Source organism: Porphyromonas sp. COT-052 OH4946, from assembly GCF_000765965.1.
In the GTDB taxonomy this organism is placed as follows: domain Bacteria; phylum Bacteroidota; class Bacteroidia; order Bacteroidales; family Porphyromonadaceae; genus Porphyromonas; species Porphyromonas gulae.
Genome location: NZ_JQZY01000024.1, coordinates 16,344 through 38,295, shown reverse-complemented (window position 1 = coordinate 38,295; position 21,952 = coordinate 16,344). Strand labels below are relative to the sequence as shown.

Genomic DNA, 21,952 nt, shown 5'->3' with positions numbered 1-21,952 from the left:
CTCGGTTTAAATTATTTAGACTTATCTATTATGGTAATCGTAAGCGTGGAAATGGATACGAGCGTGGATGTTACCCCGAGCCATACATTCACATTATTGTTCTGATTGATTTCGCTCATCTGTGTTTTCTTGCTGTTCGGCTCTACGTAAATGACATCGTTTTGATGGAGATAATACACCGGGCTTGTCAGCAAGTCCGCCTTCCTGAGATCCGCCAGGAAAACCTCGCGATGACCATTGGTTTCTCTGATCACAAAAACCCTATCGCGACGGCCATAGATTGTCAGGTCTCCGGCTAGTCCAATAGCTTCCAAAAGAGTTATTCGTTCTCCCTTTACAGACATCGACCCTGGATGATTTACCTCTCCTAAGACGGATACCTTGAAGTTTTGGAGCTGTACGGTCACTGTCGGGTCTTTAATGAATCCACTGGAAATAATTCTCTTCTGGATCTCTTTCTCCAGTTCGGTACGAGTAAGACCCTCTACATAGATTTGTCCTAAAATCGGATAATTGATATATCCTTTCGAATCGACTAAGAATCCCTCATTTGTATTGGCTCCGTAGCCGTTTCTGGCCAATGCTCGTGTAGTCAGCACTTGATTGTAAGGCGTTGAAAGTTCTGGATCCATACTGCTGACAAGGATATTCAGCACATCGTCTTTCTCTATTTTTACCTCATATGGTTTAGCAATGATCTCCCGATTAAAAGTTTGGATATCTTGTAAATAAACAACCTTTTCTCTTTGGGAACGACAAGAGGTAAAAAGCAAAACGAAAAAAGAAACGAACAAAAAAATACCAAGAGTGCGCATAATTGGTAGGTGGTTTAAAAAGGGTTGTTGATGTACATTATAGTACAGCGATGCAAAGATAATCACAATCCAAATATTTGGTCGACTCATAAAAACTCCTTTTATCTCGATATATATTCATGATAGTTTTTTTGAATGATTATTCGAGGAAGAGAATCTTGCGCGGATTGGGGGTGGTCACTACGTTGTGTTTGATACCGGAAAATGCCGAGTGGATTTTGTTAACTTTGTTCATTCTCAATCATTAACAGCTCTGCTTATGAAAAAGATATTATCGTTGGTAATCCTCTTTTGTGTTTTATCCTCTTTCGGTATGGCGCAAGTGGGAATGCCACGAATCAGTGATATGAGAGGAGTGCGTATGGACACTGTGTCTAAGAAAATAGAGGATTATGCCCAACGGCGGTTCTTTTATAAGATGGTTTTTGTGGAAGATACCCTGAACCGAGAAAAGAAAACCGAGGCACAGTGTGTATTGGAGATCGGACGGCGTGGCAGCAGCTTCATGGATTTGTATCAGTTGGCCTGGGATTCTTTGTGCGATGCCGTTACCCGACGAAAAGGTTCGATGATGGAGCTATTCACAGAGGGTGCCGGCTTGATGAAAAAGGTAAAGTGGAGAATAGTCCTGCTGAAAGGGTATCCTGAAGGAGCGGACCGCCATCAACAAGAGGTGCCATTGACAGGTCGGTATGAGTATCAATGTCCGTCGCCATCTTTCGATTGGCAGATCGGTGAAGAGACCGAAGAGATCATGGGATATACCTGTCGAAAGGCCACCTGCCACCACAGCGGACGGGATTATACGGCTTGGTATGCCGAGGATATTGCCCTCTCGGATGGGCCGTACATTTTTCGAGGATTGCCGGGCCTGATTGTAGCCATCGCTTCGGAGGATGGGGAATATACATTCGAACTGAATGGCATGCAGGAGATTACTTTCCCCTCACCTATATATCTGTACAATAAAAAAGTGCAAAGGCGTTCGCGCGAAGAAGTGCGCAAGATCGTTCGGAACATTTCGGAGAATTATACCGAGACCATTATCAATCAGGGAAGAATCAGGTTTAAGAATCCGGAAGATGCTCAACGCATCAGAAATTTGCCATACAATCCCTTGGAGAAAGAATAAAAACCAATAAAATACTCAGCATGAAAAGGACCTTTTTCTTCCTGGCATCTTGCTTTTTCATGAGCATGACATTCATACAGGCACAGCAACCACGTGTGGTGGGTGTAGAAGGAATGCCGGTAGATACTGTGCCCAAAAAGATTGTAGATGTTGCTAAGAGACGATTTTTCTATAAAGTAACTTTTTTGGCGGACACTTTAAAACGGGATAAAAAGACTGAAGCGCAGTGTGCGTTGGAAGTCGGAGAAAAAGGAAGCTGTTTCAAAGACTTCTATGGATTTGCTTCGGACTCCATAAATGATGACATCGCTCGTAGGAATGGCTCCTCGATGGAGGTTTTCTCCAAATGCTACGGGTATATGCGGAAGGTGGAGTGGAGAAGACCTGTTCTCAAGGGATATCCCGTCGGAGAGGATTATCATCAAGAGGAAGTCCCTTTGGTCGGAACGTTCGAATACAGTTGTCCATCGCCATTATTCCGATGGGATATAGGGGATGAGACCAAAGAGATCATGGGATACACTTGTCGAAAGGCCACCTGCCACCACAGCGGACGGGATTATACGGCTTGGTATGCCGAGGATATTGCCCTTTCGGACGGGCCGTACATTTTTCGAGGATTGCCGGGCTTGATTCTTGACATTCGTTCGGATGACGGGGAATACATCTTTGAAATAAACGGGCAGCAAGAGATAACTTTTCCGTCCTTTCTTTTCCTAAAGAAGCAAGTCCATACGACGGTGATGTCAAGACAAAATGCTCGAAAGACTATTCGTGCTGCACACGAAAACTATGCGGAAGCACTGACAAACTCTTCGTTCAATGTCTCTTCGCCCATGCCGGCAGACTTCTCATTTGTGAGACCGTTGCCGTACAATCCCTTGGAGAAGGAGTAGAGAATGATGAATAGGGCCGTCTCTTCGATTTTGGTGGGTTTGTGGCTGTGCTTGGCGGGTTTGTTGCCTGTCGCTGCTCAGGGGGCGGCCGGGCAAATGCTTGCCGGTCGTGTGATAGATGCCGAGAGTCGCGAGCCTCTTGCCGGAGCTGTGTGCCAGCTCTTGGATGCCTCCGGCAAGCCACTTGCCTTCGTCCTTTCGAAAGCCGACGGCTCGTTCTCTCTGGAGAAAAAAGCCGGTGGAAAACTCCTGAGCGTAAGGCATATGGGGTACAGGAAGATGAGCAAAGCCATCGATGCGGCTGTCTCTTCCCTGCTTTTTGCTTTGGTGCCGGCCGACGTCAAGCTGAAGGAAGTGGTGGTGCGTGCCGAGCCGGTACGCAAGCTGGGAGATACGATTGCCTATTCGGCAGCGGCTTTCGTGGGGCCGGACGATCGCTATCTGGCCGATCTGCTGCGCAAGTTGCCGGGTATAGAGGTCTCGGCCAACGGTCTCATCAAATATCAGGGCGAGCCTATCACGCACATGTATATCGAAGGCGTGGACATGCTGCAAGGTCGCTACAATCTGGCATCCCAAAACATGCCTCAAGAGGCGGTGAAAACCGTGGAGGTATTGGAGGGGCATCAGCATATCAAGACGCTACGGGAGACGGTGCCGGAGAAAAGGGCTGCACTCAACATCAAACTCAAAGAACGCTTCAAGGTGCGTCCCTTCGGAGAGGTAACGGCCGGAGGGGGCTTCTCGGAGCTGTGGACGGGTCGCCTCTTCGGGATGCAAATAAGCCGGAAGGTGCAAGCCCTGCTCACGGTCAAGGGCAACAATACGGGCCACTCCGTGAACGAAGAGGCCATCCGGCTCTTGGATATAGACGGCATCATGTACAACGCATCCGATCGCGAAGAGGTGCTGACCCATGCCGGCTTTCGCTCTCTGCCCATGAGCCAAAGTCGCTATCTGATGAATCGGTCGGGGACGGGGAGCTTCAGCACGGCGATCCCTTTGGGGGCGGATATGACCCTTACGGCCAATGCCTCGCTGCTGACCGACAGACGGGAGCAGACGATCCTGCAGGAGCAGACCTATAATCTGAGTACGCCGCAGGAGGTATCCGTTCGGGAGGATCGCTATACGAAGAACAAGGCTCGCAGTGCGCAAGCCGACTTCTCGTTCGAGAACAATGCTTCCCGATTCTATCTGAAAGACGATCTGAAGCTCACCCTCGGTTCTGATCGGGAGGAGGTGCGGCTGGCTACAAATACGGCCGACTACTTGCAGACGGGCAAGTCGCTCCCCCGCATCGTGCAGAACAATCTGACGGCGGTGCTGAAAGACGACCGGCGCAGCTATCGTCTCTTTTCCTTCGGCAAGTATATGGCTCGGGATGAAAATGTGCTGCTGAGCGAGCCGGCAACGGGGACTTTGCAAATGGATCCCGACGTGCGGATGCGCGATTGGGTCACGCGCAACGGCCTCGAATCCGATTTCCATTTCGGCCGCGTGGCACTGCATTCGACCACGACGATGGGCTACCGAGGGGGACAGGTCGATTACCGCTCCTCGCTCTCACAGCCCGAAGTGGAGGGCTTCGGCGGCACTTACGGCTACCGTGCCGGTCATTGGGAGCTGAGCGAGACACCTTCGTTTTCCTATCGTTTCGGCCGCACCTATCACCGTCTGGACCTGCCTGTCGCGTGGCATCTCTTCACCTTGAACGATGAGTCCGAGGAGGGACGGCGACAGGCGAGTCGCGCCACCTTTTCGCCGGCTCTCTCCCTGCATTGGGAGTTGGGGGCGGCATGGAAACTGAACGCTTCCGTCCGCCACGGTCATTCGTATGGCAGTCTGGAGGGATTTTGCTCCGGCTATACGCGCAGGGACTACCGCACCTATCTGCTTCCTTCGGGCTTCATGAGCGAAAGGCGGTATTCGGGGGCAAACTTTTCGGTCGATTATGGCGATGTGCTGCACCTCTTCTACTTGCATCTGAAAGCGGGGTATTCGCGCAGCCGCTCCAACGAATTGCCGCATTTCGACTACTCAGAGGAACGTAATATCATCCGTTACGAACGCTATTGGCACGATCTCGATGCTTTTTTCGCCGATATGCGTCTGAGCAAATTTTTCTTCCCCGTCAAGGCCAATGCGGTGCTGAATGTGAGGTACAGCCGTTCGGAATCGCTGCTGAAACAGTCCGGACACCTCATCGGCGGACGTGGCAACAGCCTCTCCGCCGAGCTTACGCTGAGCAAGCGGTGGGGTGGGAGACTTTCCGCTTCCTACAACCTCGCGGCGAATTATTCTTGGATGGAGACGGGAGCCAATGCCCATCGTTGGTTGCCCCACTACCGGCATGCGGCCAATCTGACCTTCCTGCCGATCCCCCGTCTGACGCTGCGCATGGCCGGCGAATATAATGCCACGACATTGGAGCCGGGGCATGTGCATGAGGATGTATTCTTCGACTGCGAAGCTCGCTATAGTATCGATAAGGTTTGGGAAATAACCGTTTCGATGCGCAATCTATTCGATCGTCGTACGTATCTTATCCGTCAGCTGACGGAGTATAACGCTTTTTCTACGAGTATCCCCATTCGCGGTCGTGAACTGATCGCTACAGTCTTCTTTCGCTACTGATATTCTTGATTCGGTATAGGAACCGGGGATCGTATTGAAGATTTTCCTGAGTTTCGATACTGTTTTTCTTTTCGGCGAGTGATTTCATCGAAAAAATTCTTTGTCACAGCCATGTAAAGTAAAATTTACAAGGAAAAATTCATAGAATCAGACTTGCAAATAGGAATTTAATGGAATAAATTCTTTGTTACAACCTGAAAATACCGATTTCTTGGAAAAAATTCATTGCTGCATCTTGCATAAAGGAATTTTCCTGTAAAATAGATATGTTGCAAGCCTGCAACAAAGAATTTCGATGGAATAATTCTCAAATATAAACTCATAACAATAAATCCCTGTGCATAAAATGACTATTGCCGAACAGTAACAAGAAAATTTGACGCAAAAGTCGATATATGCCTCTATTGATCTTTACTCCAATATACATGATTAGCAAGAAAATGCCTCTATACACCCGTTATCATGACCGTACGATTACTATCAGATAGAGTAAAGGATGAAAAATGTATGTTTTGTATTGGTTTTCTTTCCGTAACAAAAATATATACTATCTTTATCAGAGTAAACGATATTGTTATTCTCAAAAACTTTTTCAGATATGATCGAATCCATACAGATTACTGCCTTTCATAATGCCGAGCTTCTCAATTTTATGATTGATGAGGTCAAAGATGCCCGTACTCTTGGAAAAAATGAGATTATTCCTACTTTGGATGAGCTGGATAAGGTATTGGCTGTTTTCAAAAAAGGTATTGCCATGAACAAGGCAAGCGAATACTCAGCTAAAGTAGCTGCTCTCGATGCCGTTCGTGGTGAAGCATTTCGGAATTTTATGGGCTGCATACAGGGTGAGACCTATCGGCCTGAAGAAAGCCATCGCGAAGCGGCAAGGCGTCTGATTATTCTGCTCAAACCCTATCGCAACCTGAATAGAAAGAGCTATCGGAACGAAACCGAGCTGATGTACAAGCTGGTGGAGGTATTGCGAAGCGACAAATATGCTTCCGATGTGCAGACCGTAAAGGTAACGGCTTGGATTGATAAGATGGATGAGGCAAATAAGGCATTCGATCAGCTGTTCGACCTGAGAGACAATACGGAGGGCGAGCGTCCCGTCATCAACAACCGGGAAGTGCGCCATAGGATAAAGCTGCACTACAGCCGACTTTTTGAAATCATAGGAGCCTTGCTTGTCCTGCATCCGGATAAGCCGTTAGAGGGATTTGTGGGTCGTCACAATGAGCGAGTGGCCAAGATGAAAACGCTCTTTGCTCTTCGTGCTTCCATCGGAACGAAGTCGATCCAAGCGAAGCGAGCCGTATTGCGCAGTCTTGCTTCCGATCTCGGTTGGCCATTACCTGCCGGGCAGCAGGACTATGGATTTTTTGCCGGCACGCGTATCCTCCATCCGGCCGAACGCCGCTGGTACTGCCTCGGCAAGAAGGATGATATGATCACGCTGGTTCCTTACAAAGCGAAGAAAAAACCGTCCTCTTCCTCTTCTTCGAATACTGCGATCGAGTTACCCGACCTTCCGTCCCTCCCCCCGTCCCAGCCCGATGACGATACGACAGGAGGCGGCGGTGAGCAAGGCAGCGGAGGCGGCGGTCTGTAGTCGATCGAATCCGAAGCGCATCGTACGGATATGCAGTCGAGGAAGATCGGACTTCGTGCCCGATCGAAAGGGCTGATTTTCAACGGAAGTTGTATATATTTGGGCGTTTCGTTTCGGTACGACCCTTCGGCTCCCTGTTGCGACGGGAGGGCGATACAAAGAGCAATCCAATCAAACACATATATTATATGGAAAACAAACAGACAACGAGCAAGCTGCCCGAAAATGCATATCGGGAGCTGAAGCCGGGCGAAGAGTACAAGCCGGTGATGCCTGCCGGCAGTACGCCGCGTGAGATTACTTCCTATTCCGTCCTGCTGGGTTTGGTGATGACGGTTATCTTCTCCGCTGCGGCAGCCTATTTGGGGCTGAAAGTGGGACAGGTATTCGAAGCTGCCATCCCGATCGCCATTCTGGCCGTGGGTATCGGCACGATCACGGGACGCCGGAATATGCTGGGGCAGAATGTGATCATTCAGTCCATCGGAGCCTGTTCGGGCGTCATCGTTGCCGGTGCCATCTTTACGCTTCCTGCTCTCTACATTCTGGGTCTCGAAGCCAGTTTCCTGCAGATTTTCCTCTCCTCGTTCATCGGCGGCTGTCTCGGTATCCTGCTGTTGATCCCTTTCCGCAAATACTTCGTCAAGGATATGCACGGCAAGTACCCCTTCCCCGAAGCCACGGCTACGACGGAAGTGCTGGTCACGGGAGAGAACGCGGGCAAGCAGATGAAGCTGCTGGTGGCCAGCGGGCTCATCGGCGGTCTGTACGACTTCATCGTGGGCACCTTCGGCTGGTGGACGGAGAACGTTTCCACCCGGCTGGCCGGCTGGGGAGCCGTACTGGCCGAGAAGTACAAGCTGGTCTTTAAGGTCAATACCGGTGCTGCCGTCCTCGGTCTGGGCTATATCATCGGTCTGCCTTATGCCACGATCATCTGTGCCGGCTCGTTTCTCGTTTGGTTCGTTATCGTGCCCCTTATCGGCTACTTCGCCCCCGGTATGACTCAGGCCGTGGGCGACGGTGTGTCGCTGACTATCGGCCGGATGAGTCCGGAGGATATTTTTGCCGTCTATGCACGTCCTCTCGGTATCGGAGGTATCGCCATGGCGGGTATCATCGGGATCCTGCGCTCGTCGGGCATTATCGGTCAGGCCGTCAAGCTGGCCGGCAGGGAATTGACCGGCAAGCGAACGAGTGCCATCGAAGAGCCGCGCACACAGCGCGATCTCTCGATGAAGTTCATCACGCTGGGCGTCATCGTCGCTTTGGTGGTGACGATGCTTTTCTTCCAGTTCAACGTGCTGTTCAACTGGGGGCATACGCTGGTATCCCTGCTGATCGTATTCGTCATTACCTTCCTCTTTACCACTGTGGCTGCCAATGCCATCGCCATCGTGGGTAGCAACCCCGTATCGGGCATGACCCTGATGACGCTGCTGCTGACCTCCGTGGTTCTCGTCGGAGTGGGCGTAAGCGGCAAGCCGGGCATGACGGCTGCGATGATTATCGGCGGTGTGGTATGTACGGCCTTGTCCACGGCCGGCGGATTTATCACCGACCTCAAGATCGGCTATTGGCTCGGCACCACGCCGAAGAATCAGGAGAAGTGGAAGTTCCTCGGCGTTCTGGTGGCATCGGTCACCGTAGCCGGTGTGATGATGATCCTGAACAAAACTTATGGCTTTACCGGCGATCAGGCTCTCGTGGCTCCGCAAGCCAATGCCATGGCAGCCGTGATCAAGCCGCTGATGGAAGGCGGCGAAACGCCTTGGATTCTCTACGGCGTAGGGGCTATATTGGCTTTGATCCTGACGAGTATAGGCGTGCCGGCCCTGCCTTTCGCCCTGGGTATGTTTATCCCGTTGCAACTGAATACGCCTCTCCTCATCGGCGGACTCATCAGCTGGTTCGTCAGCACCCGCTCGAAGGATGCCTCTGTCAATAAATTCCGCAAGGAGCGCGGTACGCTCATCGCTTCCGGATTCATCGCCGGAGGAGCTTTGATGGGAGTGGTAAGTGCTATCCTCAAATACATGGAGTTCGATGCTTTTGCCGAAGAATGGCATGCCATGGCAGGTGCCGAATGGTTGGCCATCGGCATGTATGCGCTGATCATCCTCTACTTCATCGTCGATAGCGTCAGAGGCAAGAAACACGAAGCATAACAACGAAACAAAGAATATGAAACTGAAAGAAAGATTTCTCCAATATGTAGGCTTCGATACGCAGAGCGACGAATCCTCCACCACTTTCCCCTCCACGGACAAGCAGCTGGTGCTGCTGCGTCATTTGGCAGAAGAGATGAAAGCCCTCGGCTTGTCCGAGGTCGAAATGGACGAGTACGGCTATGTCATGGGCAGCATCCCTGCCACTCCGGGCTGTGAGCATGCGCCCGTGATCGGATTCATTGCGCACGTGGATACGGCTCCCGACATGAGCGGCAAGGACGTGAAGCCACAAATCATCGAGAACTATCACGGCGGTGACATCCGTCTGAACGAGGAACTGACAATGCGTGTGGCGGATTTCCCCGAGTTGGCGTTCTTCAAAGGACATACACTGATCACTACGGACGGTACCACCCTGCTCGGTGCCGATGACAAAGCCGGTGTGGCCGAAATCATGACGGCTGCGGAGTATCTGCTCGCGCATCCCGAAATCAAGCATGGCAAGATTCGCATCGGATTTACTCCCGACGAGGAAATCGGTCGGGGGGTGGATCACTTCAATGTCGAGCGGTTCGGTGCCAAGTTCGCCTACACGATGGACGGCAGTATAGAAGGAGAGCTGGAGTATGAGAACTTCAATGCTGCTTCGGCCAAACTGACCGTAAACGGCCGCAATATCCACCCCGGATATGCCAAGGGCAAGATGATCAATTCGCTGCAAGTAGTATGCGATCTGCATGCTCTTCTGCCCGAGGCCATGCGACCGGAGGCTACTGCCGGCTACGAAGGATTTTTCCACCTTATCGGCATCAACGGTTCGGTGGAGAAAGCGTCGGTGTCTTATATCATCCGTGATCATGATCGCAAACTCTTTGAAGAGAAAAAAGAGCTGATCAAGGCTGCCGTAGCCTACATCAACCGCAAGTACGGCTCGGACGTCGTATCGCTCGAACTCAAAGACCAGTATTACAATATGCGGGAGATGGTGGAGCCTCATCCTGAGATTATCGAAAAAGCCATCGCTGCCATGAAGCTTGCCGGTGTGACGGCCAAGGTACAGCCTATTCGCGGCGGTACGGACGGAGCCAGACTCTCTTATATGGGACTCCCGTGCCCGAATATATTTGCCGGTGGGATGAACTTCCACGGCAAGTTCGAATACTGCTCGCTCGATTCCATGCAGCGGGCGGTGGACACGATTTGCCATTTGGCTGCTCTTTGGGCTGAATAGTCGTCGCACAAAACAAATGACGATCTATTCTTTCCTTTCTTACGATCATTGATAGAGAATGGTTTGAAAGCTTGGAGGGAAAGCCTGCACAATGGTTTTTCCCTCCGGCGTTTCCTCCGTCCGATTCATTTGGTTATGAAACAAAACTTTTCCGAACGTTACGCTCGTCAAACGGCTCTTCTCGAAGTGGGAGCCGAGGGACAGCAGCGATTAGGTAGCTCGCATGTCCTTGTCATAGGGGCCGGAGGCCTTGGTTGCCCGGTCCTGCAATATCTCTGTGCTGCAGGTGTGGGGCATATCAGCGTTGTCGATGATGATCGTGTCGGCATCAGCAATCTCCAGCGTCAAGTGCTCTATTCCGAAGCCGATTTGGAACAGCCTAAAGCCATTATGGCTGTAGCTCGTTTGCAGGCGATGAATAGCGATTGCCGATTGGAAGCCTTCACCGAAAGATTTACAGAGCTGAATGCCGAGATGTTGGCCGGCGAGTGCAACCTTATTATCGATGCTTCGGACAACGCCGCGACGCGCTACTTGATAGATCGTACTTCTCTTGCACTCGGAATCCCTTGGGTGTATGGCAGCATTGCCGGGTGGAGTGGACAATCCACTGTCTTCGGTTATGGCCATCCGGTGCGTTATTCGGATCTTTTTCCCTCCGGCGAAGCCGCTTCCGAGGAAGTACCTCCCGCCGTTATCGGAGCCTTGCCCGGTGCCGTTGGGGCTATGATGGCGGCCGAAGCCATCAAAATCCTCTTAGGACGGCCCACCGAAGAAACTCTCAGCGGCCGTCTCCTCCTCATGGATCTATTGCATGGCGAGTCGCACACCATCCGCTATTAGCGATCTGAGTAATCTGAGTAATCCGAGTAGTCAGAATAATTCCGATTCCCCTCCCCAAAGCCATGTCCTTCAATCTGATCGTCGATCAAGGCAATTCTGCTTGTAAGGTTGCTTTCGTCCGAAATAACAGCATAGAGAGCATTTCCTTCCTGCAGGGAAAAGCCGGACAGGCACTCGTACCCCTCATCGCTCCCCACCGTTTCGATAAAGCTATCTACTCATCCGTGGGGTTTCCTGACGAAGATGCCGAAGCCGTTGTGAGAGGCTGTGCAGCTGATTCCTTAATTATGGGAGCTGAGACACCCGTACCCATTCGCCTGCAATACGATCGCCGCACTTTGGGTGCCGACCGGCTGGCTGCAGTGGTAGGAGCCTATAGTCTCTATCCGAATGCTGAATTGCTGGTGATCGACGCCGGTACTGCTATCACCTATGAACGAGTATCTGCTGATGGGATCTATCTCGGTGGCAATATATCACCCGGTCTCCACTTGCGCTTCAGGGCTCTTCATCACTTTACAGGGAGGCTTCCCTTGATCGATCCTTCCGGTATCTCTCCGAAAATAGCCGAGTATGGCTCCTCGACCGAAGAAGCTATCGCAGCCGGAGTAATTCATGGACTGGCAGGGGAGATTGACAGATATATTGACGATCTGCACGCTAAAGAAGGGCTGTCTACCGTTATACTGACCGGAGGAGATGCCAACTATTTGGCACAGATTATAAAAAGCAGAATACTAATTCATCCCGATTTAGTACTTTTGGGCCTAAATAGAATTTTAGAATATAATGTATAAAGATTATAAGGGTTTGTATGCGTCGCTTCGGTGGTGTACCCTGATCATTGGGTTGCTATTTGCAGCAGACGGTATACAGGCTCAGAACAACAACTTTACCGAGTCGCCTTACACTCGTTTTGGTCTTGGTCGTCTCGGAGAACGGACGACTATTAGTGGACATTCCATGGGAGGACTCGGCGTAGGTCTGCGTCAGGGCACATATGTCAATGCCGTGAATCCTGCTTCATATTCGGCCGTGGATTCAATGACATTTATCTTCGATTTCGGTGCATCTACCGGAATTACATGGTATGCCGAGAACGGAAAAAAGGACAATAGGAAAATGGGAAACATTGAGTATTTCGCCATGCTTTTCCCTATTTCCAAATCCATTGCTATGAGTGCAGGAGTGCTTCCTTACTCTGCATCCGGGTACCAGTTCGGATCCGTTGATCAAGTAGAAGGAGGTAGCGTCCAGTACACCCGTAAATATCTGGGAACAGGCAATCTGAACGACCTCTATGTCGGTATAGGTGCAACTCCGTTCAAAAACTTCTCAATAGGAGCCAATGCTTCATTCCTTTTTGGACGATTCACTCACAGCAGGCAGGTTATCTTCTCCACGGAGGCTCCTTACAATCCCGTACATCTCTCGACACTGTATTTGAAGGCTGCCAAGTTCGACTTCGGTGTGCAGTATCATCTTCCTCTCAAAGCAGATCGTTCGCTCGTTATCGGTGCCGTCTATTCTCCACGGGTGAAGATGCATAGCGAGCTGACTCAGATTAAGAATCAGGTTCAGAACGGTGTAGTAGTGGAGAGCGAAACGCAAGAATATATCAAAGGCACGGACTACTATACCCTGCCTCACACATTGGGTATAGGTTTTTCTTATGAAAAGAAAGATAAACTTCTCTTAGGAGCAGACGTCCAATATAGTAAATGGAAAGGTGAGAAGTTTTATAAATCCGATTGCAAATTCCAAGATAGAATACGGGTATCTCTCGGCGGAGAGATCATACCGGATATAAATGCCGTTGGGATGTGGCCTAAAGTTCGCTATCGCTTCGGTGTACATGGTGAAAATTCTTACCTGAAAGTGCCGACTAAAGGCGGTGTGTATCAAGGATACCATATCGTAGGTGCTGTATTCGGTATAGGAATCCCGCTCAATGACAGACGTTCGTTCGTAAATGTCTCTCTTGAATATGACCGGTTGATCCCGAAGGAGGGTATGATCAAAGAAAATGCTCTGAAATTGACCTTCGGCCTCACGTTCAACGAGTCATGGTTTAAAAAGCTGAAACTGAACTAATAGAAGGAAAAATGTTGGACATTAAAAGAATAAAGAAGAAAATGAATGCAAGAAATTTGTTTGCAACGGCAGCATTGCTTTTTACCGCAAGCACTGCTTTTGCTCAAACCGGAGCCCAAACAAATACCCCATTCGGTAGTGGAGAAGACAGTATCCGCTGTCGCCAAAACATAAGTCTCTTTACCTCTTATGCGAAAACGGGTAATTACAAGGACGCTTACGATTTTTGGGAGAAAGCCTATGAGGAGTGCCCGGCTTCCACGAAGAATATCTATATCTACGGTGTGAAGATTAGCGAATGGCGCTTACAAAACGAACAGGATCCGGCCAAACGTCAGCAGATCATCGATAAAATTCTAAAGCTGTATGATGACCGCGCCAAATACTTCGGAGAGGATCCCAAGTACGGAACGGACTATATAATGGCCAGCAAGGTGTCGGACTACATGCAATACATGGGCGATAAAACGGATTATGACAAGGTTTATGAATGGATCAAGCCGACCATCGATCAGCATGGAGAGAATGCTACGCCTCGTGCTCTATTCTATTATGCCTACTCTTCTCTGAACAAGGCTATCAGAAATGAGGCATGGCATGAAACCTATATTAAGGATTATACGTTTGCATCCCAGGCTATGGAGAAGCAGTTGGAGGTAGTGGATGAGCAGGGCAAAGAATTTATTCAGCCGCTCAAGACCCAGATCGACGAACTCTTTGCTCAAAGTGGTCTTGCAGACTGTAATACTTTGGTGAAAATGTATGGTGATAAGCTGGAGGAGAACAAGACGGATACGACTTTCTTGAAGAATATGCTCGGTATGTTCCATGCTTCTGATTGTGAGACTCACCCACTTTATTTCCAAGCCAATAAATACCTCTTTGCCGTACAGCCCTCAGCTATAGCAGCTATGGGTCTTGCCAAAGAAGCAATGGAAGGAAATCGATATAATGAGGCCAGTGACTATCTCCAAAAGGCTATCGAACTGAGTAAGAATGCCAAAGACCGTGCAGCCTGCAACTATACGTTGGGTCTCTTGGCCATGAAGCAGGGTAGTTACTCTACGGCACGTTCGTATTGTAACAAAGCTCTTGCCGAAGATCCTGCGATGGGCGATGCTCTTATCCTGATTGCCCAGATGTATGCAGCAACGGCCAATACTGTCTTCCCCGGTGATGCCATCAAGGCACGCTGTGTATATTTCTTGGCAGTGGACAAGCTCCAGCGTGCCAAGAGTATCGATCCTTCTTGTGCTCCCAGAGCCAATCGTCTGATCAGTCAGTATAGCCGCAACTTCCCTTCACCGGCCGATGTGTTTATGCATCCGGATTTGGAAAAAGGTAAGAGCCTCTTTGTCGGAGGATGGATCGGCGAATCTACTGTCATTCGCTAATTCCATTCCGGTACACAAATTCGTTTGCGCATGGACCCCGGCCAACGAATAACAACTATCAAGAACACAACACTGCTTCTGTTGGAAGCAGTCGTTGTGTTTTTCTGTTTCTTATCTTTCGCTGCTTGCCGGAGGGGTAAAACGGAAGTAGTCAAACATGATCTGAATCTGGATTCGGCCTATTCGATGCACACGACTGATGTCAATACGTTAATATCCGATTCCGGATTGGTACAGTTCAGGATGAAAACCAAAGATTGGTTCATATATGACAGGGGTGAAAAACCTCACTGGCTATTTCCCCATGGGATCTATGTAGAACGCTTCGACACCCTGAATCACATCTTAGCCACTATCGTGGCGGATACTGCCTATTATATGATCGATGATGATCGCTTTATTCTCATTGGTCATGCACATATCCGCAATATGAATGATGAGAACTTCCATTCCCCCCGATTTATATGGGATAAGAAGAACGCCATCGTTTATTCCGATGATACGGTCTACATTCAAAGCCCCGACAAAATACTCCGAGGAACATCTTTCACCGCAACTCAAGATATGGGTGAGTACACCATATTCAATCATTCCGGTGACTACTATGTGAGTGAAGAGGAGGACAAATCTGCCGACACTATACCGATTCATAGAGGAGATCGGACGGCAAGGCCTACCACTTCTCCTTTCATGCCGAGACCATCGGCCTCTCCAACCACCAAAGAGCAAAAATGAATTACCTGTACATACTGATTACACTTTTACTCTCCGGCTTTTTTTCCGGTGCTGAGATTGCGTTCCTTTCTTCGGACAAACTGCGTCTTGAGTTGGACAGGAATAAAGGCGATCTCACGGGCAGAGCATTGAACTTGCTGTATCGACATCCTGACCAACTGGTGACCACCCTTCTTGTAGGTAATAATATCGTTTTGGTGGTCTATGGTCTGCTGATGGCAGGATTGCTGGCTGCACCTTTGACACAATGGATTGATAACGATGCTATGATCGTCATTCTCCAATCTGTCTTATCCACTATCGTCATACTGTTTACCGGGGAATTTCTACCCAAAGCCATTTTCAAGACCAATGCCAATATGATGATGAGGGTATTTGCTCTCCCTATCGTGGCCATCTATTATCTGCTTTATCCTCTGTCTAAACTCTTCACCGGTTTATCTCGCTCTTTTATTCGTCTGGTAGACAAGAATTATGTGCCTACAACAGTAGGGTTGGGGCGTGTAGACCTCGATCATTATTTGGCTGAAAATATGTCCGGAGAAAACGAACAGAACGACTTGACTACCGAAGTGAAAATCATCCAGAATGCTTTGGATTTTTCCGGTATTCAGGTACGTGACTGCATGATTCCGCGCAACGAAATGATCGCATGTGAACTTCAAACGGACATCGAGGTACTCAAAAAAACTTTTATTGATACAGGTCTCTCCAAGATCATCATTTACAGGCAGAATATCGACGACGTAGTGGGATATATTCATTCGAGCGAAATGTTTCGTGGGCAGGACTGGCAGAAGCGTATCAATACTACTGTCTTCGTACCCGAAAGTATGTATGCCAATAAACTGATGCGCCTACTCATGCAGCGCAAGAAGAGCATTGCGATCGTCATCGACGAACTGGGAGGCACGGCCGGGATGGTCACTTTGGAAGATCTGGTAGAAGAGATTTTCGGTGACATAGAGGACGAACATGACACGCGCAAGATCATAGCCAAACAGCTCGCTCCCCATACCTATCTGTTTAGCGGTCGTATGGAAATAGATGATGTAAACGAGCGTTTTGGCTTGTCCCTGCCTGAGTCTGACGACTACCTTACCGTGGCCGGATTTATTCTGAACACCCATCAGAGCATCCCGATGACCAACGAAGTCGTGGAGATCGGCTCTTATACTTTTACTATTCTTAGATCCTCTTCTACGAAGATCGAACTGGTAAAAATGTCCATCGACGACCAATCGAACTAAAAAACAATCAATTGAAAGGCTTGGCATTTTGAAGTCGGTTTGTATCTTTGTGGCTTAATAAACACATTCTTAATAGTGCATAATAAATAGAAAACATAATAACAAAATGGCGACATTAGAGAAAATTAGGGGTAAAGCCGGTTTACTCATCGTAGTGGTGGGTCTGGCTCTTTTTGCCTTTATTATCGGAGACTTTCTCCGATCCGGATCTACTTTCTTCCGTCAGAGTCAAGAAGTAGTCTTGGACATTAACGGAGAGAAAATCAAAATCTACGATTATCAACAGCGTCTCAAAGTGATGGAGAAACGCGCCGAACGCAACGGAACAAAGATCACCGACGAACAGCGTGCTTCTCTGAACAATCAGCTGGCACAGCAGTATGTACAAGATTATGTACTCCAGCAGCAAGCTGAGAAGTTGGGACTTACGGTAAGCCCTGAGGAGTTATTGGCTTTGATTATCGGCGATGGTGTTCAGCCCTCGATGTTCGCCCAACAGTTTTTCTCTCAATTTGGCATCAATAGTTCAGACAAGGCTGCTGTGAACGATTTTCTCAATCAAATCAGCGAAAAACAGATTAAAACTCTCCCTGCCGACCAGCAAGGTTATTTGTACGAAATCCAAAGCGAGTGGCAGAACGTGGAAAAGCAAATCGCAGATACGCGTATGCAGGAAAAGTTGGGAGCCCTGCTAACCCGATCTTATGCCATTAATGATATTGACGCCAAATACGAAGCGGGAGTCCCCAGTCGCGAAATAGCCGTAGCACAAGCTCCTATATCGGTGCTTGGCGATACTTCTATTCGTGCAACAGACGAGGAGATCAAAAAATACTATAACGAGCACAAAGAGTTCTTCGTGCAGAAATATCCCTCTACCATCGTCCAATATATTAGTTCTCAAGTAGTACCGAGTGCTCAGGACATGGCTAATGCAGAAGTGGAGATGCAGAAGGTACGCACCGAGATGCAACAGCAAAGCGATATGGAAGCTCTTGCCCGCAACTATTCGGATAAGTTCGTTTCTCCCTCCTTCCTGACTTCTGCCGAACTCGATCGTATGAATCTTGGTGCAAACATCACCGAATTTATCAAGACCACGACACCGGGTGAGGTTAATGTGCCGATGTTGGAGAATAACCATTATTCTTTGGTAAAATTAGTGGCTAAAAAGTCCGGCTTCGAGTCGCTCAATATGGCTGTCATAGCATTGGACTCTGCCAATCTGTCTAAGGCCGATAGCCTTTGCGATGCTCTCAATGCAGGCGGTGACTTCGCTGCTGCGGCTCGTACATTCAGTGCAGATCCCAGCTCTCGCGAAGTAGGGGGTGTATTGACATTCCCCAATCAGTTCACCCAAATGCCGGATAGTGCCATTACTGAGGCTATGGCTCAGCAGCTGCGCCTCGACACTCTTTTCAGCGTTCCGGTAAATAGAGTGATCAAAATGAATCAGGACAAGTTCGTTTTCCTGGCTAAGGCGTTCAACCCCAAGCCGGCTGTAGAAAAATACAGAATTGCCTATATCGGAGTAGATGCTAACTTCTCTGATGAGACATACAATAAAAAGTTTGCGGAGCTGAACGAGATGTTGAACTCCGGCAATCCTTTCTCCAAACTCGCGGAACAGGCACGCAGCAAGGGCTTGAGTATAGAGGAAAATGCCGAAGTGACGGTATTCTCGGATCACGTAGGCAATATCCCCTCCTCTCGTGAGATCGTTAGCTGGGCTCTCAAAGCAGAGAAGGATGAGGTAAACGAAAAGATCTTCCGTTGCGGTACCGATTATTTGGTGATTGCTGCCGTAAAAGAGCAGATCCCCTCCGGCTATCGTCCTATGGACAAGATCAAAGAGCAAATCGCTAATCAGCTGCGTGTCGAAAAGCAAGGCGAGAAACTGGTGGCTGATCTGAAAGCCAAGAAACTGGACAATCTCGAAGCCTATGCTTCTGCGATGAACACAAAAATCGACACGCTTGCGGGAATCAGCTACTCTCCGCGTGGAGGTGAAGCAGCCGAATTGGCCGGATATTCCATGTCTACGCCGCTGACTAAGCTGTCCGAACCTTTTGCTGCTCGCAACTACGTGATGGTAGTAAAGCCTTTGACGCAAAATGAAAAAGCTGCCGGTCAGAGTGTAGAAGCTCAGGTAGCTCAAAAACGTCGTGCCCTCGGTCAGCAGACAGCATACCGTGCATTCCGCAAAATGCTTGACCAGGTGCCTGTCACAGACAACCGTGCCCGTTTCTACTAAGCCATACATAGGGATGTAATACCTTATTGTATTTCTTACTGTTTGTAGCCCTGTTCCCTTTTGGGAGCAGGGCTTTTTATTTTACATGAGAAGGAATAATACTTTGTAGTCCGCATAAGAATTGATCTGGCCGGAGCCCTTTTATTTTACGAGAGTAGGGATAATACGGTCAGAAATCTGCCTTGTACTACAGTAGGAGAACCTTCCCTTTTTCATAAAGAGGGAGGAGAATAGTCTAAGGCAAAATGGCCCTTTGACGAAAAGAATTCATCCTCTCGCATTCCGGATCTCATCATCTGAACAAGCAATGAAAGGACTCTGTCGCTCCAAATTCACACGGATTAGTGTCTGTCTTTAGGCTTCGCCATGCCGTAGCATAAGGGGTTTTATATACCTTTGGAAATAATAAAATTGGATCACTCGCTATGGAACTTTGGCAATCGATACCGAAAGAGTTTATCAACTTCATGCTCGTCATACTTTTTTCTTTCAGTATGGGGATGGAGCAGCACAAGCAAAGTAAGGCCAATACGGAGAAGAGGATTTTCGGAACAGACCGCACTTTCACCTTTTTCGGCCTATTGGGCTATATCCTCCTGCTCCCATCGAAAGAGGAGATGTGGCCGTTTCTCATAGGTTTTATCGTCATTGCCTGTTTCATGATGATCTTCTATGTGATGAGAATCCGCGAAGAGGGACAGTATGGACTGACGACTGTGATGCTGGGACTTTTGGTCTATACCTTCCCCCTTGTCATAGAGCGTTGTCCTCTTTGGATAGCTCTTCTTGTTTTCGTCGTGGTTTTGATCTTCGCCGAGATCAAAAAGCCCCTCCAGAACTTCAGTGCACAGGTAGGGGAGAATGAGTTTATCACACTGGCCAAGTTCATTATCATTGCCTTTATTGTCTTACCCATGCTGCCGGATCAGGAGATTTCGGCTTTGCTTCCCGTCTCTCCTTATCGAATCTGGCTGGCCGTAGTCGTCGTTTCTGCGGTATCGTACTTCAGTTACCTGCTTCGCCGGTATATGTTTCCCAAGGCCGGTCTGATCCTTTCGGGAGTGCTCGGAGGCCTTTACAGCAGTATGGTCACAACAGTCATTTTGGCCAAGCAAAGCAAGGAGGGCAAGCATAGCCCTCGCATGTATGCCGGATCCATCATTATCGCTTCCGCCATGATGTATTTCCGCGTATATATCCTGCTCTTTATCTTCAATCGAAGCCTTGCCCTCAGCTCATGGCATTATTTCTTGCTCCTCTTCCTTGTCTCAGCTGCTGTGGGTTATCTTCTTTATAAAAAAGGGGAAAAGGCCAAAACCCTCGACACGCTCGATGCTGCCAACGATAATCCGTTGGAGTTTAAGGTCGCTTTGGTTTTTGCCATCCTTTATTTGGTTTTCTCGGCACTAACGCAATTCATGATCACGCAGTTCGGATCGGCCGGATTGACTACACTCTCCTTTATCGTTGGGTTCACGGATATTACCCCCTTCCTGCTGAACCTCTTCCAGGGGCATTATGAGATTACGTCCACAATGATACTGATCGCCACCATGCAGGTCATGACCAGCAACAATATCCTGAAGGCTGCATACACGAAAGTGTGGAGTACGCCGGAGACCACCAAATGGACGTGGAGAGGGTTTGGCCTTATTATAGCATTGAATCTGGTCGTCATCCTCCTGCTCTATATGCTGTGATGCATCGGCCTCCTAAAACCCCGGTTTGCCCAAGCTAAAAACATGCCCCGATCAAACTATATAGTTTGGTCAAACTAAACTATATAGTTTGGTTCAACCGAACTATATACTTTGGTCGAACCAAACTATATACTTTGACAAAGCCAAACTATATACTTTGGTTTAGCCCCCTTTAGACCCTTGCTATCGGCAGCATCTACATCCCTGAAACAGAGGCTATAAGACCTCAATCGGAAACCCGCAAATAAGTGGATCCCTTCCAATGGTTTCATCTTCTTTCCTCTTGGCATGAATCCGTTTGAGTGACAATACAAGTGCTTGGAAAAAAGTCTTTTATCTTATCTCTTGAGAAGAGATAATCTGTAGTTTTGTGCTCTGGAGTTGAGGCAAACTCAGCTCGATATAATGATTGTTCGGTTCTGATATATCCATTGAGAATGAGAAAACTCGTCTATCTGTTATTTGTTTTCCTCCTGCCATTCTCTGCTTGTCAAACCCAAAGAGGAGAAGGAAAGGGTAGAGAAGAGGCTATTGTCCTGAACGACAGTGCCGTAAGGATGGCATTGCTTGGGGATTCGATCGAAGTCGTGAGAGCCATTCGACTGCTTGACGAGGCTACGGCTATCGATCCCGATTACTACATCGCGTACCGGAATAAGGCCGCTTTCTTGCGAAAGGTCGGACAGATAGAAGGTCTCTTTTCTGCTATGAAAGAGATGGAAAGGATCAGACCCCGGGATCCCTATACCAAAACGATGCTTGGAGCTTGCTATGAACGCTACTCGAAAGATATACGGCGAGCGATGCTCAAGTATGAAGAAGCGGATCGGCTATACAGGGTTATGTCCGATTCGATCACTCCCGAATCAAATACATATATCGCTTTAGTCACGAGTAGAGTAGGGAACCTGAAGCTTCTGGGAAGGCAGGCCGAAGCCGATAGCTTGTTGCAAGCTCTCTCCCAAGGCTATTCTGAGGATGAATCGATAGAAAATTTTGCCTTAGAGGAGGTAAAGATTTTGTTGGATAGACCACGTGAGGAATTGCTCGAAATGGTCTTCTCTTCCTCTGCTGTCGATATTCCCTAATCAAGAAAAAGGCTTGCCCGATGGGAGCCGTCTGTCCCACTTGTCTATCGTAGAATAGTAGGGTGATGGACTTGTCCTTGTGGCCTGCTGTCGGTGA

16 protein-coding genes are annotated in these 21,952 nt (G+C 48.7%); 15 read left to right on the top strand and 1 reads right to left on the bottom strand.

Features of this window, described 5'->3' with window-relative positions:
- Nucleotides 1-11: 11 nt before the first annotated feature.
- Entirely contained in the window at nucleotides 12-815 is an 804-nt protein-coding gene (locus HQ50_RS08335; protein ID WP_039418017.1) for a polysaccharide biosynthesis/export family protein, read from the bottom strand.
- A 259-nt stretch (nucleotides 816-1,074) separates the two neighbouring features.
- On the opposite strand from HQ50_RS08335, the gene HQ50_RS08330 reads away from it, so the two are divergent.
- The 15 genes from HQ50_RS08330 (at nucleotide 1,075) to HQ50_RS11720 (ending at nucleotide 21,855) form a co-directional block, all read left to right on the top strand.
- Nucleotides 1,075-1,947 carry a GLPGLI family protein gene (locus HQ50_RS08330; protein WP_080733540.1) on the top strand — a complete coding sequence of 291 codons (873 nt, stop codon included), beginning with the start codon at nucleotides 1,075-1,077 and terminating at the stop codon, nucleotides 1,945-1,947.
- Nucleotides 1,948-1,967: 20 nt separating this feature from the next.
- Nucleotides 1,968-2,843 carry a GLPGLI family protein gene (locus HQ50_RS08325; RefSeq protein WP_081960072.1) on the top strand — a complete coding sequence of 292 codons (876 nt, stop codon included), beginning with the start codon at nucleotides 1,968-1,970 and terminating at the stop codon, nucleotides 2,841-2,843.
- Nucleotides 2,844-2,846: 3 nt separating this feature from the next.
- Complete coding sequence (locus tag HQ50_RS08320; RefSeq protein ID WP_235317966.1) at nucleotides 2,847-5,480, top strand: carboxypeptidase-like regulatory domain-containing protein; 2,634 nt, start codon at nucleotides 2,847-2,849, stop codon at nucleotides 5,478-5,480.
- 598 nt (nucleotides 5,481-6,078) lie between these two features.
- Nucleotides 6,079-7,095: a DUF6261 family protein gene (locus HQ50_RS08315; RefSeq protein ID WP_039429667.1), complete on the top strand. Its 1,017-nt coding sequence runs from the start codon at nucleotides 6,079-6,081 to the stop codon at nucleotides 7,093-7,095.
- Between the two features lie 188 nt (nucleotides 7,096-7,283).
- Entirely contained in the window at nucleotides 7,284-9,263 is a 1,980-nt protein-coding gene (locus tag HQ50_RS08310) for an OPT family oligopeptide transporter (RefSeq protein ID WP_039422967.1), read from the top strand.
- 16 nt (nucleotides 9,264-9,279) lie between these two features.
- Nucleotides 9,280-10,497 (top strand): peptidase T, encoded by a 1,218-nt coding sequence (pepT, locus tag HQ50_RS08305; protein ID WP_039429665.1) that lies wholly within the window; start codon nucleotides 9,280-9,282, stop codon nucleotides 10,495-10,497.
- Between the two features lie 135 nt (nucleotides 10,498-10,632).
- Nucleotides 10,633-11,340: a HesA/MoeB/ThiF family protein gene (locus HQ50_RS08300; RefSeq protein ID WP_052074931.1), complete on the top strand. Its 708-nt coding sequence runs from the start codon at nucleotides 10,633-10,635 to the stop codon at nucleotides 11,338-11,340.
- 62 nt (nucleotides 11,341-11,402) lie between these two features.
- Nucleotides 11,403-12,137: a type III pantothenate kinase gene (locus HQ50_RS08295; RefSeq protein ID WP_039429663.1), complete on the top strand. Its 735-nt coding sequence runs from the start codon at nucleotides 11,403-11,405 to the stop codon at nucleotides 12,135-12,137.
- Complete coding sequence (locus HQ50_RS08290) at nucleotides 12,130-13,434, top strand: hypothetical protein (RefSeq protein ID WP_018965824.1); 1,305 nt, start codon at nucleotides 12,130-12,132, stop codon at nucleotides 13,432-13,434. The genes HQ50_RS08295 and HQ50_RS08290 overlap by 8 nt, the downstream gene beginning before the upstream one ends.
- A gap of 41 nt (nucleotides 13,435-13,475) precedes the next feature.
- On the top strand, nucleotides 13,476-14,828 hold the full coding sequence (locus HQ50_RS08285) for a lipopolysaccharide assembly protein LapB (protein ID WP_026292329.1): 1,353 nt from the start codon (nucleotides 13,476-13,478) through the stop codon (nucleotides 14,826-14,828).
- An 81-nt stretch (nucleotides 14,829-14,909) separates the two neighbouring features.
- Nucleotides 14,910-15,563 carry an LPS export ABC transporter periplasmic protein LptC gene (gene lptC / locus HQ50_RS08280; RefSeq protein ID WP_230623969.1) on the top strand — a complete coding sequence of 218 codons (654 nt, stop codon included), beginning with the start codon at nucleotides 14,910-14,912 and terminating at the stop codon, nucleotides 15,561-15,563.
- Nucleotides 15,560-16,813, top strand: a complete 1,254-nt coding sequence (locus tag HQ50_RS08275; RefSeq protein WP_018965821.1) for a hemolysin family protein — start codon at nucleotides 15,560-15,562, stop codon at nucleotides 16,811-16,813. Before lptC ends, HQ50_RS08275 begins: the two co-directional genes overlap by 4 nt.
- Before the next feature lie 106 nt (nucleotides 16,814-16,919).
- Nucleotides 16,920-19,067 (top strand): peptidylprolyl isomerase, encoded by a 2,148-nt coding sequence (locus HQ50_RS08270; RefSeq protein WP_039429660.1) that lies wholly within the window; start codon nucleotides 16,920-16,922, stop codon nucleotides 19,065-19,067.
- Between the two features lie 425 nt (nucleotides 19,068-19,492).
- Nucleotides 19,493-20,767: a DUF4010 domain-containing protein gene (locus HQ50_RS08265; protein ID WP_039429658.1), complete on the top strand. Its 1,275-nt coding sequence runs from the start codon at nucleotides 19,493-19,495 to the stop codon at nucleotides 20,765-20,767.
- A 437-nt stretch (nucleotides 20,768-21,204) separates the two neighbouring features.
- Entirely contained in the window at nucleotides 21,205-21,855 is a 651-nt protein-coding gene (locus HQ50_RS11720) for a hypothetical protein (RefSeq protein WP_052074926.1), read from the top strand.
- Nucleotides 21,856-21,952: the final 97 nt, after the last annotated feature.